At 67.5% G+C, this 14,241-nt stretch carries 15 protein-coding genes and 1 tRNA gene; 7 read left to right on the top strand and 9 right to left on the bottom strand.

All coding sequences use genetic code 11. The features are described from left to right. The first annotated feature begins 62 nt into the window (after window positions 1–62). Window positions 63–746: a FadR/GntR family transcriptional regulator gene (locus APZ15_RS01225; RefSeq protein ID WP_060357056.1), complete on the top strand. Its 684-nt coding sequence runs from the start codon at window positions 63–65 to the stop codon at window positions 744–746. A gap of 23 nt (window positions 747–769) precedes the next feature. On the opposite strand, the gene APZ15_RS01220 is transcribed toward APZ15_RS01225, so the two are convergent. After that, complete coding sequence (locus tag APZ15_RS01220) at window positions 770–1,015, bottom strand: DUF1272 domain-containing protein (protein ID WP_027789198.1); 246 nt, start codon at window positions 1,013–1,015, stop codon at window positions 770–772. A gap of 155 nt (window positions 1,016–1,170) precedes the next feature. On the opposite strand from APZ15_RS01220, the gene APZ15_RS01215 reads away from it, so the two are divergent. Further along, window positions 1,171–1,518 carry a GFA family protein gene (locus tag APZ15_RS01215; RefSeq protein ID WP_027789199.1) on the top strand — a complete coding sequence of 116 codons (348 nt, stop codon included), beginning with the start codon at window positions 1,171–1,173 and terminating at the stop codon, window positions 1,516–1,518. Window positions 1,519–1,552: 34 nt separating this feature from the next. Here APZ15_RS01215 and APZ15_RS01210 read toward each other — a convergent pair whose 3' ends face one another. Further along, window positions 1,553–4,660, bottom strand: a complete 3,108-nt coding sequence (locus APZ15_RS01210) for a transglycosylase domain-containing protein (RefSeq protein WP_027789200.1) — start codon at window positions 4,658–4,660, stop codon at window positions 1,553–1,555. A gap of 421 nt (window positions 4,661–5,081) precedes the next feature. On the opposite strand from APZ15_RS01210, the gene APZ15_RS01205 reads away from it, so the two are divergent. Beyond that, window positions 5,082–5,474 carry an MAPEG family protein gene (locus tag APZ15_RS01205; protein WP_034195853.1) on the top strand — a complete coding sequence of 131 codons (393 nt, stop codon included), beginning with the start codon at window positions 5,082–5,084 and terminating at the stop codon, window positions 5,472–5,474. A 9-nt stretch (window positions 5,475–5,483) separates the two neighbouring features. Here APZ15_RS01205 and APZ15_RS01200 read toward each other — a convergent pair whose 3' ends face one another. Then, window positions 5,484–5,666, bottom strand: coding sequence for a hypothetical protein (locus APZ15_RS01200; protein WP_027789202.1), 183 nt, complete (start codon window positions 5,664–5,666; stop codon window positions 5,484–5,486). Between APZ15_RS01200 and APZ15_RS40640 the strand changes: the two genes are divergently transcribed. Both APZ15_RS40640 and APZ15_RS01190 read left to right on the top strand, forming a co-directional pair. Next, window positions 5,665–5,871, top strand: a complete 207-nt coding sequence (locus APZ15_RS40640) for a hypothetical protein (RefSeq protein ID WP_027789203.1) — start codon at window positions 5,665–5,667, stop codon at window positions 5,869–5,871. The genes APZ15_RS01200 and APZ15_RS40640 overlap by 2 nt on opposite strands. Window positions 5,872–6,009: 138 nt before the next feature. Next, window positions 6,010–6,294 carry a PAAR domain-containing protein gene (locus APZ15_RS01190; RefSeq protein ID WP_027789204.1) on the top strand — a complete coding sequence of 95 codons (285 nt, stop codon included), beginning with the start codon at window positions 6,010–6,012 and terminating at the stop codon, window positions 6,292–6,294. Window positions 6,295–6,352: 58 nt separating this feature from the next. On the opposite strand, the gene APZ15_RS01185 is transcribed toward APZ15_RS01190, so the two are convergent. Further along, the gene (locus tag APZ15_RS01185; RefSeq protein ID WP_027789205.1) at window positions 6,353–6,664 is read right to left on the bottom strand and encodes a cupin domain-containing protein; all 312 of its coding nucleotides are present in this window, start codon (window positions 6,662–6,664) and stop codon (window positions 6,353–6,355) included. 67 nt (window positions 6,665–6,731) lie between these two features. Continuing rightward, on the bottom strand, window positions 6,732–7,415 hold the full coding sequence (locus APZ15_RS01180; protein WP_027789206.1) for a DJ-1/PfpI family protein: 684 nt from the start codon (window positions 7,413–7,415) through the stop codon (window positions 6,732–6,734). 117 nt (window positions 7,416–7,532) lie between these two features. On the opposite strand from APZ15_RS01180, the gene APZ15_RS01175 reads away from it, so the two are divergent. After that, entirely contained in the window at window positions 7,533–8,504 is a 972-nt protein-coding gene (locus APZ15_RS01175; RefSeq protein ID WP_027789207.1) for a GlxA family transcriptional regulator, read from the top strand. A gap of 181 nt (window positions 8,505–8,685) precedes the next feature. Continuing rightward, window positions 8,686–9,660, top strand: coding sequence for a LysR family transcriptional regulator (locus APZ15_RS01170; RefSeq protein ID WP_027789208.1), 975 nt, complete (start codon window positions 8,686–8,688; stop codon window positions 9,658–9,660). 85 nt (window positions 9,661–9,745) lie between these two features. On the opposite strand, the gene APZ15_RS01165 is transcribed toward APZ15_RS01170, so the two are convergent. The 4 genes from APZ15_RS01165 to APZ15_RS01155 form a co-directional block, all read right to left on the bottom strand. After that, window positions 9,746–11,938: a WD40 repeat domain-containing protein gene (locus APZ15_RS01165; protein ID WP_027789209.1), complete on the bottom strand. Its 2,193-nt coding sequence runs from the start codon at window positions 11,936–11,938 to the stop codon at window positions 9,746–9,748. A gap of 121 nt (window positions 11,939–12,059) precedes the next feature. Continuing rightward, a complete protein-coding gene (locus APZ15_RS40635) occupies window positions 12,060–12,206 on the bottom strand; it encodes a hypothetical protein (protein WP_155253133.1) in 147 nt (48 codons plus the stop codon). Window positions 12,207–12,277: 71 nt separating this feature from the next. After that, window positions 12,278–12,354 (bottom strand) — tRNA-Met (locus APZ15_RS01160). 96 nt (window positions 12,355–12,450) lie between these two features. Then, window positions 12,451–14,109 carry an MFS transporter gene (locus APZ15_RS01155; RefSeq protein WP_027789210.1) on the bottom strand — a complete coding sequence of 553 codons (1,659 nt, stop codon included), beginning with the start codon at window positions 14,107–14,109 and terminating at the stop codon, window positions 12,451–12,453. Window positions 14,110–14,241: the final 132 nt, after the last annotated feature.

The raw sequence follows: 14,241 nt of genomic DNA, 5'->3' as shown, positions 1-14,241 counted from the left end.
ATATCACTATTGTGCAGATAGTGGGCAGCCGGACCACCCGGGTACCGGCATAACGGAGAACGATCATTCGACGCGACCTGCATGGACAGACGGCCTTCCGGCTCGCCACGGCGATCCTGCGCGGCGACTACCCGCCCGAGTCGCTGCTGCCGAGGGAACCCGACCTGATGGAGATGTACGGCGTGAGCCGCACGGTGATGCGCGAGGCGCTGCGCACGCTCACGTCGAAGGGGCTCGTCGAGTCGCGGCCGAAGATCGGCACGCGCGTGCGGCCGCGCGGCGTATGGAACCTGCTCGACGCCGACCTGCTCGACTGGTATGCGCGCGTCGCGCCGCCGCTCGCATTTGCGCTGAAGCTGCAGGAGATGCGCGAGATGGTCGAGCCATACGCGGCCGCGCTCGCCGCGCGCATGCATACACCGGAAACGTTCGATGCGATCGACGGCGCGGCGTGCGCGATGGCCGCCGCGCGCAATGTCGACGAATGGGTGCGCGCCGACCTGCGCTTTCACCTGAGCGTGCTCGAGGCCGGCGGCAACGAGCTGCTGGTGCCGCTCGGCACGCTGATCGATCGCACGCTCGAGGCGCAGCTGCACCTGAATGCGCGCCGCGCGGACGTGTACAACGCATCGCTCGCCGAGCACACGGCGGTCAGCGACGCAATCCGCGTGCGCGACGAGGACGGTGCGCGCCGCGCGATGGCGGCGCTGCTCGCGGTGACGCGCGCGCGGATCGAGATGTCGTGACGCGAAATGGCGGCGCGGCGCGGTCAGGCGTTCGCGCAGCCGCCCGGCTTGTGGATGCGCTCGGTCGACGCCGGGTATTTCGCGAGCAGGCTCGCCGGTCGCCGCGGGCGCACGACGAAGTCGCCGCCGCAGTTCGGGCAGCGGCCCTTCAGCACGTCGTCGGCGCAGGTCGCGCAAAACGTGCATTCGAACGTACAGATGCGGGCATCCGCCGAATCGGGCGGCAGGTCCTTGTCGCAGCATTCGCAGCCGGGGCGCATTTCGAGCATGACGGTTTTCCTTGGTTCGGACAGGGGGCGGAAAGGGCGCCGCCGGACATTGCGTGCGGCGCATCTGCGCGCTACTGTACCCGCCTGGATCGGCATGGCCAACGGTGTCCCGCCGGGGCGCCGCCGACGCGCACGGGCCGCACCGGGAGACGACCATGCTTTATCGCGGAAGCTGTCATTGCGGAGACGTGAAGTTCGAGGCGGAAGGCGACCTGCAGGGCGTGATGGCGTGCAACTGCTCGATCTGCCAGCGCAAGGGTGCGCTGATGTGGTTCGTGCCGCGCGATCACATGACGCTGCTCACGCCCGACGCGCATCTCGCCACCTATATGTTCAACAAGCACGTGATCAAGCACCGCTTCTGCAAGCGCTGCGGGATTCACACGTTCGGCGAGGGCGTCCACCCGAACGGCACCGCGATGGTCGCGATCAACGTGCGCTGTCTCGAAGGCGTCGATCTCGACGCGCTGCCGGTCACGCACTACGACGGCCGCTCGCACTGAGCGGCGCATCGGCGCATGACAGGACGCACTGCCGTCAGGACGGTTGCGCGGCCGCGGCACCCGTCGCGGGCGCTGCCGCGTGCGGTGCGGCGCCCGCGGTGCGCGTGCCGGTGCCGGCCGGGCGTTCGATCAGCGGCGCGAGCGCCGGCGCCATCGACTTCAGCAACTGCACGGCCATCGCGCTCGTGAAGTCGTAGCGTGCCGCGTACGGTTCGTGCGCGGTCGCCGTCAGGACCCCGAAGAACCGGTCGCCGAGCACGAACACGAACGTGCCGCTGCGGTTCACCTTGCGCGACTCGATCAGCCGCGCGCCGCGCGCGTAGACGTTGAAGCGCTGGTCGCCTGTCCCGGTCTTGCCGTACACGTCGAGCGTCTTGCCGTCGGGCAGCGTGAAGCCGCCCGCGAGGCGGCGCGCGGTGCCGTTGAGCACGACGTCGCGCAGCAGCGTGTGCGCGACGTTGACGATCTCGGGCGACAGCACCGGTTGCGGCTGCGCGGCCGCGCGCACGAAGCGCGTTTCGTACGGCGTGCCCTTCGCGAAGTCGAGCCGCGTGATCGTCTCGGTCGGCGCTTTCTGGCCGCCGTTCGCGATCAGGCCGATCAGTTTCGCGAGCGCGTCGGGCTGGTCGCCCGATGCGCCGATCGCGGCCGCGTACGACGGCGTGACTTCCGCGAACGGGTAGCCGAGTGCCCGCCACGACTTCGTGATCTCCGCGTACGCGCGCAGTTCGACCATGCGACGGATGCGGCGGTCCTGGGTCGCGTGGTAGCGCGTCTTGTACAGCCACGAGTACGTGTAGAAACGCGCGTCGCGGCTGTCGCGCTGGACATCGGCAAGCGGCGCCGCCGGGTGGGCGCGCAGGTAGTTGAGCGTCCACAGCGCGAGCGGATGCACGCTCGCGATATAACCGCGATCGTTGAGGTTGAAGCGGTCGATCGCGTACTTCGCGTAGAGCCTGGCGAGATCGTCGTCGGACAGCGTCGCGGCTGGCGTGCCCTTCAGTTGCGCGCGCATCTGCGCGTCGAACCACGCGAGCGATTCGTTCGGCGCGACGCTGCGCAGCACCGTCGCGATCTTCGGCGGCGACTTGCGCACGTCCTTCAGCATCAGCGCGAGCGCGTCGTCGGGCGCCTTGCCCGCATAGCGCGTGTAGTAGCGCTTCACGTAGACCTGGCTTTCGCCGTCGACGAACTGCTGCAGGTAATGCCGGCGCTGTTCGGGGTCGCCGAGCCACGACGACGACGGGCCGGCCGCCTGCAGCGTCTCGTAGTGGACGATGTCGCGCATCAGCCGCACGAACACGAGGTTGACCGAGTGCTCGAAGGCCGCGTGCAGCGTCAGGATGCGGCCGTTGTCCGACTTTTCGAAGTTCGAGAACACCTGTGCGCCGCCGCCCGTGTAGAACACGTCGGGGCTCGCCGAATACTTGCGTTCGACGGCCGCGTCGAGCATCGCCTGCAGCGAGCGGTCGCGCGTATGCGACAGGTAGTCGAGCGCCCAGTGCGACAGCCCGTCGATCGGGTCGGGCTTCACGCGGGCCAGCTCCGCGTTCGACAGGTTCGCGTAGCGCGCATGCAGGTCGGACACGATCTGCAGGTAGGTGATCAGCGTGCGCAGCTTCGCGGTCGAGCCGAGGTTGATGCGGCCGCCGCGATTGACGTCGAACGGCTCGTTCACGCTGTCGGTCTGCACGCGCAGCAGGTTCGCGCCGTTGCGGTGTTCGTACAGCGTGAAGCTGTACGTGAGGTGCGACGGGTCGTCCTTCGGTGCGAGCATCTCGAAACCGTACAGGCCGGCTGCCTGCGCGCCGTCGCGCGTCGACGCCCGTGCGAGCCGCTCGGCGACGGCCTGCTGCACGCCGTTGTCGAGCGTGCTGGTCGCCTGCAGGTCGAACTGGTCGAGCTGGTACAGGTCGCTGATGCCGAGCGCCGACAGCAGCGACGCGCGCGCGGACGTCACGGCCTTGCGCGACACGAACGACTGCACGTGCACGGCGGCCGGCGGCGCGCTGCGTTCGATCTGCGCGGCAAGCGCGGCGTCGCGCAGCGCCGGCGAGATCACGCCGCCGTTCGACAGCAGCCTCAGGTAGCTGTCGGTCAGCCGTTCCAGTGCCGGATAGCCGCGATTGAGGAAGTACGACGGCGCGCGCTGCGCGATGATCAGCGACAGCACCTCGCGGAACGCCTTGCCTTGTTCGTCGACGTTGTCGCCCGTCGTCGGCGCGGACAGGATGCGGTTCACGTCGTTGAAGTCGCGGCCGTACCACGCGGCGAGGCCGTCGCCGATGCCGGTGATCTCGCCGATGTGCGGCCGCGCGGCGAGCGGGACGGAATTCAGGTAGCGCACGACGATGGTGCGGCGCGCGAGCATCGTCTGCGGGCCGTTCAGGTAGGCACGCACCGACGCCGACGCGATCTGCCGCAGCTTCTCGGGCGGCGTCGCGGTGCGGCCCTCGGGCGAATGGCGGAACTTCTCGATCTGCGTCGCGAGCGTGCTGCCGCCCGGGCGCGCCTGGTGGCGGTTGACGACGTGCAGTGCCTGATCCGCGAGCGCGCGGCTGAAGCGCCCCCAGTCGATCGCCGGGTTGCGGTTCGGCTCGTTCGCGTCGAGCAGGTAGCGATCCTCGATGAACAGCAGCGAATCGACGATCACGCGCGGCACCCTGTCGAAGTCGGCATAGACGCGCTGCGGGAACACGGTCGCGAACAGCGGTGCGCCGGTCGAGTCGAACAGCGTCAGGCCCGCCTGGTCCTTCTCCTCGAACGGGAGGAACAGCCCACGATCGCCGATCGACAGCATCCGCTGCGAATCGCGCGCCTGCTTGCCGACGACGAAGCCGCGCGCGAGCAGCCGTTCCTGGAACGCCGGAATCATCGCGTAGCCGAGGCGCTGGTCGTACGGGCCGTTCGCGGGGAAGCGGATGCGATCGCTCGGGCCCGCCTCGAGCGTGTAGCCGACGTCGCGGGTGAGATCGGACAGGTAGTGCGCCTGCAGCCGGGACGTTTCGATCTCGCTCTGCACGAGCCGCGCGACGATCGCCACCGCGATCAGCAGCGCGGCGAGCAGGGACCACTTGACCCACGTCCAGACCGATGCGGGACCGGTCACGCGCGGCAGGATACGATTCAGCGGCCGATTCATGGCGGCGTCTCCCTGAAGGCGCGGGCTCCGGCCGCACCCCATTAAGGATTAGTGTAGTCCTCCGCAGCGGGCTGCCAAGGGCGTCGACTACCGAGATGCGTCGACGCAACGTGCATGCCTGTGATGCGCGGCAACGGGCGCCGCGCCGAGATGGTGCGCGCCGCTGCGGCTTGAACGTTTGCGCGTTGCGCGCGGCGACGTCCGCGTGGCAGGGGCGGCGGCGGGCAGGCCCGCGCGGCCGGGCCGACGGACGATGCACGGATTTCGTGCGCTGCGGCATCGTTCCAATTCGGGCCGGAACCCGTTCGTGAAAGGGGGGGCGTCGCACGGCGACGCTACGGGTTTCCGCGATAGCCGCGCGCGCCGGCGGCGGGTACGATCGCCGGATGTGCGGCGCATGTCCGCTTCCGCCCGGAGTCCCATGGCGATCCATCCCGTCGCACTCGTGTGCACGGCCATCCTCGGGCTGCTGCTGTTCGGGCTCGGGTTCGTCGTGTCCGTCACGCGCTTTCGATGCACCATCGGGTCCGGGTGTGCGTCCGACCCGACGAACGGGTTGCACAAGATCGTGCGCGCGCACGGCAACACGGCCGAATACGCGCCGTTCCTCGCGGTGCTGTTTCTCTATTTCGGCGCCCACGATCCGTCTCGCGCGATCCTCGCGCTGATCGTCGCGGCAACCGCGTTCCGCTGCCTGCTGGTCATCGGATTGCTCGCGTGGCCGACGATGGCCAACCCGAATCCCGTGCGTTTCATCGGCGCGCTCGGCACGTATCTGTGCGGGGCCGCGCTGTGCGTCGCGCTGTTCGTCTGAACGGCGGCGCTACCGCCACAGCAGCGTCGCGCGGTCGTGCCGGCGCACGGCTTCGACGAAGCAGTGGATCAGGTAGTCGCAGGCAATCGTGTTCAGCGCATCGCGGCGCGTGAGCACGCCGACCGACACGGCCGGAATCGTCTCCTCCACGTCGATCGCGACCATCCGCTCGCGAATCCAGTCGATTTCCATGAAGCGCTTCGGCGCGCAAGACACGGTGTCGGCGTGCACCGACAGCGAAAACGCCGCGCTGAACGACGTGCATTCGACGATCGGCTGCGGCGCGTCGGGCACCGATTCGACGGGGCACGCGGCGGTTGCCGCGATCAACGGCCCCGGCGCGTCCGCGAACGACCGCCAGTTCGAGGCGCGGATCGGCGTCCGGCACAAGTTCTGACGAATGCGGCGATCGGCTAGCGGCGGCCGCGAGCGGTGATATGCTCGCGGCACGCCCGCGATCGATGGGCGGATTCCGATTGCCCGCGTGCGGCCGTGATGCCGCGCTGCACGGCATTTCCGAGGGAAGAACCGACACATGAGCCGCAAATTCATTCTGAAGGGCGACACGACCGACCACGGCGGTGTCGTGCTCGACGGGATCGCCAATTCGTCGTTCGACGGACGCGAACTCGCCTATCTCGGCGCGTCGGTGTTCTGCGCCGCCTGCAAGTCGCCCGGCGTGATCGTGTCCGACGGCGGCGAGCGGACGATGACCGTGATGGGCAAGGTCGTCGCGCTCGAACACGACCTGTGCCAGTGCCAGTGCACGCCGCAGCCGAAGCTGATCGCGTCGCAGGCCACCGGGACGATCACCGGATGAAACCCGCCGCGCGGATGCGCTCGGCATCCGCGCGGCCTCGGCGCACGGCCAACGGCCGTCAGACGCTGCCTTCGGTTTCGATCACGAGGATGCGTGCTTCGCCGAGCGGATGCGCGACGTGCTCGGTGCCGGCCGTCGCGTGGAACACGTCACCCGTTTCGAGCAGCGTCGCGTGCTCGACGCCTGCTTCCCGATAACGCATCTCGACGCGACCGTCGAGCACCGCGAACACTTCCTCGCCGTCGTTCACGTGCCATCGATACGGCTGGTCGGTCCAGTGCAGGCGAACCGTGATGCCGCCCAGGTTCGCGATGTCGAGCGCGCCCCACGCACGGTCCGCGGTGAACGCGGCGCTTCGGACGATGTTCATCGATATGTTCTCCGGCGCGAGTGCGCGTCGTCTTTCAGTCGTCGAGGCAATTTCTACGTATCCGCATTCAGCGCGACATCGCGCGCAGCGCCTGTTCGATCGTCGCCTTGCGCTTCGCGAAACCGGCCGCCGAACGTTCGGTGACGCGCTTCACGACGGCTGCCGGCGCGGTGTCCGGCGAACCGGCGTCGAACGGCGGCGCGGGCGCGTATTCGAGTTGCAGCTGGATCGCCTGCGCTTCCTCGTCGCCGGCCAGTTCCGCGGCGATCGTCAACGCGAAGTCGATGCCGGCCGTGACGCCGCCGCCCGTGATCAGGTTGCCGTCGCGCACCACGCGCTCGCGCACCGGCACCGCGCCGAGCGGTTCGAGCAGCGTGTGGAACGCCCAGTGCGTCGTCGCGCGCCGCCCGCGCAGCAGGCCGGCCACGCCGAGCAGCAGCGCGCCCGTGCAGACCGACGTCACGTAGCGCGCGGTGGCCGCGCGCTGCTGCACGAAGGCGATCGTTTCGGCATCGAGCAGCAGTTCGTTGATCCCGATGCCGCCCGGAATGCAGATCACGTCGAGCGGCGGGCAATCGTCGAACGTGCAGGTCGGCGCGAGCGCGAGCCCGCTGCTCGACGCGACGGTGTCGCGCGACTTCCAGATCAGGTGGACGGCCGCGTCGGGCAGCGACGCGAGCACGTCGTGCGGGCCGGTGAGATCGAGTTGCTGGACGCCCGGGAACACGAGAAAGCCGATATGCAGGGTCATGCGAAGACTCCGGTTGGAAGGGGGGCGCACCGTTGCCGGCGCGGGATGGACAGATCGATTCTAGGCGCGTAGTGTTTGGCGAAATTGCCATATCACCCACGTTTTCAGCCAATCGCCATGCCTGCCGCCCCGCGTTCGATCCTGGTTCTCGCGTTCCCTCGTGCCCAGCTGCTCGACGTGTCGGGGCCGCTGCAGGTGTTTGCGTCCGTCAACGAGCTCGCGCAGGAGCGCGGCCAGCCGGCGCCCTACGTGCCGCGTGTCGTCGCGGCCGAGGCCGGGCCCGTCGAGACGTCGTCGGGTCTCGTCGTGATGGCCGAGTCGCTGCGTTCGGCCGCACGCCATCCCGATACGCTGATCGTCGCCGGCGGCAAGGGCGTGCATGCGGCATCCCGGGATGCGCGGCTGGTGCGCTGGGTGCGGCAGCAGGCGGCGCGTACGCGGCGCGTGGCGTCCGTTTGCACCGGCGCATTCCTGCTCGCCGAGGCCGGCCTGCTCGACGGGCGCCGTGCGGTCACGCACTGGGCGCGCTGCGACGAGTTCGCAGCGCGCTATCCGAACGTGCGCGTCGAATCCGATCCGATCTTCATCCGCGAAGGCGCGCTGTGGACCTCGGCCGGCGTGACGGCCGGCATCGATCTCGCGCTCGCGCTGGTCGAGGAGGACCTGGGGCGGGCGACCGCGCTCGACGTCGCGCGCGAACTCGTCGTGTTCCTGAAGCGCCCGGGCGGACAGGCGCAGTTCAGCACGATGCTGTCGATGCAGCGCACCGACGACCGGTTCGGCGAACTGCATGCGTGGATGGCCGAGCACCTGACGGCCGACCTGTCGGTGCCCGCGCTGGCCGAGCGCGCAAGCATGAGCGAGCGCAGCTTCGTGCGCCACTACCGCGCGGGCACCGGCCGCACCCCCGCTCGCGCGGTTGAGCAGCTCCGCGTCGAGGCCGCGCAGCGCCTGCTCGGCGAAACGGCTTGGCCCGTCAAGCGGATCGCCGCGCGTTGCGGCTTCGGCTCCGAGGAGACGCTGCGACGCTGTTTCGTGCGGGTGCTGGGCGTGTCGCCGCAAGGCTATCGCGAGCGCTTCGTGCGATAACGCACGGCGTGCGGCTGCGCTCGGGGCCGGAACGATCGCCGAGTGAAACTGAACGAAAATCGATCGCTTTCCAGTCCGAAACGCAGAAACTATTCAGGATCAGAGAACAATGGACGGGGGCTTGTGCCGTGCCCGTCGCGCGCTCTATTCTGTTCCGTTGGCGATTCGAAGGGGGAGCAGCATGGACCGAATCCAGGCAATGGAAGTTTTTACCCGTGTGGTCGACGCGAACAGTTTCACACGCGCGGCCGACACGCTCGCGATGCCGCGCGCGTCGGTGACGACCATCATTCAGAACCTCGAGGCGCTGCTGGGCGTGCGCCTGATGCACCGGACGACACGCAGGCTGTCGCTCACGCCGGAAGGCGCGGCGTACTACGAGCATTGCACGAAGATCATCTCGGAGATCGCGGAGGCCGACGCGAGTTTCCAGACGGGCAACCGCAAGCCGAGCGGCGTGCTGCGTGTCCACATGCCGAGTTCGCTCGGGCGGCGCATCGTGCTGCCGTCGCTGTCGATTTTCCGGCAGCGCTACCCCGACATCACGCTCGAACTGGGGCTCTCCGACCGCTACGTGGATCCGGTCGAGGAGGGCATCGACTGCATGATCCGGGTCGGGCCGCTCGAGGATTCGTCGATGGTCGCACGGCGGATCGGGATGCTGAAGCGCGTGACCTGCGCGTCGCCCGACTACCTCGCGCGTCACGGCGAGCCGCACGAGATTGCCGATCTCGCCGACCATCACGCGGTGAATTTCCGTGCGAGCCACGGCGCGCGTGCGATTCCGTGGGTGTTCATGATCGACGGCAAGCCGTTCGAGGTGCGGATGAACGGCAGCGTCACGGTCAACGATTCGGATGCCTACGTGACGTGCGGGCTCGAAGGGTTCGGGATGATCCAGCCGACGCTGTTCATGGTGCTGCCGAACCTGCTCGACGGCTCGCTGGTCGAGGTGCTGCCTGACTGCAATCCGAAGCCGAAGCCGATTTCGATCGTCTATCCGCACAACCGGCACCTGTCGCAGAAGGTGCGTGTGTTCGCCGACTGGGTCGCGGAGGTGTTCGAGGCGACGCCGTCGCTGGAAGGCGGGGAGAACTGGCGCGGGCGGGTGGGGGCGCAGGCGGCGAAGCTGCAGCGAGGGGCGGTGGCGGCGTGAGGCGCCGGGGTGCGGCCGGGGTGGCCGTGCCGCCGGTCACCGCGGTGTTGGCGTCCCGGAAAAGCCGCGTGTCGATGCCGCGGTTTCAGTTGCGGGATTGATCCGGAACAGCGCCTTGCGTCGCGCGATCGCGCAGCGCGGCGGGCAATTTCCACAGCATCAGTTCGCGCGTGCCGATTGCCCACAGCGCAGAACCGTCCCACGAAAAGGCCAGCGCCTGGATCTCGCTGTTTTTGGGTATCGACGATGCGTCGAGCTGCACGGGCGTGTGGCCCTGTGCGACATCCCAGAGTGCCACGCGATGTTTCCAGCCGCCCGCTTTGCAGGTCGTACCCATCGCAAGGAAGCGACCGTTTGCCGAACGGGCGGCGGCCTTGAAGGTGTCGGCAGCGCCCAGCAGGGCCGACAGCACGTGCCCGTTCTTGAGATCCACCACATGCATGCCGACGAAGCGCGCCCGTTTCGGACCCGGGGCCTTCACGGGAGGTGGCATGCTGCCGTCGTCGTCGAGCAACAGCTCGAAGCCTGTCGCGATCCATTGACCCTGCGGCGAGCCGAGCGGCTTGGGCGCCCAATGAGCGATGCCGGCGGCGCTGACGGAATCCGGCGCGCCGAAGCGCTGGGGCAACGCGATCGTACGCAGCGTGCGGCCGGTGCGGGCGTCCAGCTCGGCGAGCCCTTGCGAATCCTCCGTCCAGTAGCTCCCGGAAGGCCGCCAGCGTACCGGCCAGATCAGCGCATTGCTGCCGTTGCTGATCTCGTCCATCAGCGACTGGCGTACCGACGACAGCGCCGTGACGAACGGCCATGGATCGTCGTTGCCCGGCGGCGGTGACGCCGGGCGCTGCACGGTCAGGAACTCGGAGCCGACCGGATTCGCGTCCTTCTCGCCATGCCGAAGGTCATGCCAGAAATTGGCCGGCAGATCGTCATCGAGAATCCAGGACATATCGCTCATCCGATGGTCTCGCCAATCGGTCTCGCTCGGCCAGACGACTTCATGACGATCGACCTTGCTGCTCGCGATGTCGTATCGATACAGGCATGGCTTGCTCTTGGCGTCGGGCTGGCCGTCGAACCAGACGGCGCTGCCGTCGCCGTTGATCATCATCTGTCGCGGCCCCTCCTTGCCGTGCCAGATTTCGTCCGCCTGCAACGCGCCGTTGGCCGCGCGCAGCCGCCACACGTACTCGTTCCAGCCGCGGTTGTCGGCCACCTGGGCGCTGAACAGCAGGCTGCCATCCGGCAGGCCGAGGATGTCGTGCGGGTACAGCAACGTGCGTTGCGACGGATCGGTCACGAACTTGTCCCAGCGGATGATCGACGGCTTGATTACCGGGGCGCTCGGGTCCGGCGCCACCGGCTTGATGGCGGGGGGCGGCATCGACGGTGCCGAGGGCAACTGCCATGCAGCGGGCGACGTGGCGATTTCCAGCCTGACTGGCAGTGCGGACAACGCGTCGGTCAATGCCGTGAACACGTCGGCCGGGACGACGGAGATGCCGGTCCTGCTGGATTGCGTCCGGTTGCCGCTGAACATGTCCAGGTCCTGGAGTGTCAATGCTTTCCACAGGCTGTAGTCGGGGTTGGGCCGGGAGTCGATGCGACCGAACTGAACGACCGTCGCCGGATGCCCGAATATGGCGCTTGTGTCCTGCACCCTGACGAACAGCGCGCTCCGGTACTGGCCGGTGATGCCGTCGCTATGATCCTGGCGGGCTTCCCAGAACGCGTAGGTGGGCTGCAGCGCGGGCAGGCCGGAGCCGCGGGACAGCCGGTCGACGCGGGCCCGAGCCTGATCCATGCGCCAGTCCAGTTCCTGCCGGGTGATTGCGCCTTGTTGCAGCGCCTGCTGCAGTTTCGGCAGGGTCGCATGGTCGGCGATGGCTGCGCGCAGGTCCGGCCGGCGCGACAACAGGACATGGCTCCAGGGGTCCGGCAAATTCTGCAACTGCCAGCTATCGGCACTGGCCTTGACCGGGCTCGTCCGTTGCAGCACGCGCTCCACGAGCGGCTGCACCTGGTCAAAGGGAGCGGAGACCAGCAGGAACACGGCTTCCGCATAAGCTTGCCGGTTCTTGCCGTTGTCCCAGATCAGCACCTGTTCGCCTCGACGGGCGGCTACTTCGTAATCGTCGTCGTGCCCGGTGTCGTGCAGTTGCTCGAATCTCCAATGCAGGCCGTCGACAGTGGTGTCTGGCAGCGGGTCAGCCTGGCAGGCGAGCGGGGTTGCGATGCCGATCAGAATCGACAGGAAGCATGCGAGGCGTCTTCTCATTGACGTTATGCCTGGATGCAGCGGGAATTTGGACGTACCGATTCTAAGTGCGGTTGTCGTGTGCGTACTGCGGTGTGCCGGGCGGCATTGCGCGGGGTATCGATTTTTGCGCCGTTCGGTATCACCGCGTACAGACGTTGATGATGCGTTCGTTGAGATTGATGTTGTTCAGGTCGCCGGGTGCTGAGCGCAGCTTGAAGGGACTGAGGGCGACCCGGAGATACCAGGTGCCGTGGCGATCGCGTCGCGGGCGGGGAATTTCGATCATCCGTGCCACTTGCCGTGACATCGGAAAAATGAAAAAGCCGCTGCTTCTTTCGAAACAGCGGCTCTCGCATTTGGTGGCGAATCAGGGACTCGAACCCCGGACCTGCGGATTATGATTCCGTCGCTCTAACCGACTGAGCTAATTCGCCGAAGAGTTGAATTATGTAGATCGACGCTCGGGCTGTCAACACCTTTTTTCATCTTCCGCGAAAAAAGTTGCCGGCGGCCCGTGCCGCCCTCCACCCTCAATCCTGCGCGTAGATGTTCGAGTCCTTCGTCTCCTTGACGAACAGCAGGCCGATCACGAACGTGGCCAGCGCGATCACGATCGGATACCAGAGGCCCGAGTAGATGTCGCCCTTCGCCGCGACGATCGCGAACGCGGTGGCCGGCAGGAAGCCGCCGAACCAGCCGTTGCCGATGTGATAGGGCAGCGACATCGACGTGTAGCGGATCCGCGTCGGGAACATCTCGACCAGCATCGCGGCGATCGGGCCGTAGACCATCGTCACGTAGATCACGAGGATCGTCAGGATCACGATCGTCATCGGCCAGTTGAGCTGCGCCGGGTCCGCCTTGGCCGGGTAGCCGGCCGTCTTCAGCGTCGACCCGAGCGTCTTGTCGAACGCCGCGCCCTGCGCCTTCGCGTCGGCCGCCTTGCCTTCGTAGGCCGGGATCACCGTGTCGCCCACCTTGATCTGCGCCGTCGCGCCGGCCGGTGCCGCGACGTTCTCGTAGTTCAGGCCGGCTTTCGCGAGCGCGCTCTTCGCGATGTCGCACGAGTTCGTGAACTTCGACGTACCCACCGGGTTGAACTGGAACGAACAGGCGGCCGGATCGGCGATGACCGTGATCGGTGACTTCTGCGTGGCGATCTCGAGCTGCGGGTTCGCGTAGTGCGTGAGCGCCTTGAACAGCGGGAAGTAGGTCAGTGCCGCGATCAGGCAGCCCGCGAGGATGATCGGCTTGCGGCCGATCTTGTCCGACAGCGAACCGAAGAACAGGAAGAACGGCGTGCCGATCAGCAGCGCGATCGCGATCAGGATGTTCGCGCTCGCCCCGTCCACCTTCAGCGTCTGCGTGAGGAAGAACAGCGCGTAGAACTGGCCCGTGTACCACACGACGGCCTGGCCGGCGGTCAGGCCGACGAGCGCGAGGATCACGATCTTCAGGTTCTTCCACTGGCCGAACGCTTCGGTCAGCGGCGCCTTCGACGTCTTGCCTTCCGCCTTGATGCGCAGGAACACCGGCGATTCGTTCAACTGCATCCGGATCCACACCGACACCGCGAGCAGCAGGATCGACGCGACGAACGGCACGCGCCAGCCCCAGCTGCCGAACGCTTCCTCGCCGATGAAGGTGCGCACGCCGAGGATCACGAGCAGCGACAGGAACAGGCCGAGCGTGGCGGTCGTCTGGATCCACGCGGTGTAGAAGCCGCGACGGTTGGCCGGCGCGTGCTCGGCGACGTAGGTCGCCGCGCCGCCGTACTCGCCGCCGAGCGCGAGACCCTGCAACAGCCGCATCGCGATGAAGATCACGGGTGCGGCGATGCCGATCGACGCGTAGCCGGGCAGGAAGCCGACCACGAAGGTCGAGATGCCCATGATCACGATCGTCACGAGGAACGTGTGCTTGCGGCCGACGAGGTCGCCGAGGCGGCCGAACACGATCGCGCCGAACGGCCGCACCGCGAAGCCGGCCGCGAAGCCGAGCAGCGTGAAGATGAAGGCGGCGGTCGGGTTGACGCCGGAGAAGAAGCTCTTGCTGATGTAGGCCGCGAGCGAGCCGGCCAGGTAAAAGTCGTACCACTCGAACACGGTGCCGAGCGACGACGCGAAGATCACCTTCTTCTCTTCACCCGTCATCGGCGAGTGCGAAATTTGCCCGCCTAACGTTGCCATGAGTCGTCTCCAAGTCCCTTTGTAGGTGTGCGGCCGCCTTGGGTGAGGCGGGCCTGTTGACGATTATTGGTAGGGAAACTTACGGCGGACTGACTCGCGTCTGCAAAGCAGATGTGCGTTAACTTTCGTCTA

It is taken from the genome of Burkholderia cepacia ATCC 25416 (genome assembly GCF_001411495.1).
Taxonomy (GTDB): domain Bacteria; phylum Pseudomonadota; class Gammaproteobacteria; order Burkholderiales; family Burkholderiaceae; genus Burkholderia; species Burkholderia cepacia.
Note: the sequence above shows the minus strand (reverse complement) of the source record. Positions and strands in the feature narration are given on the sequence as shown.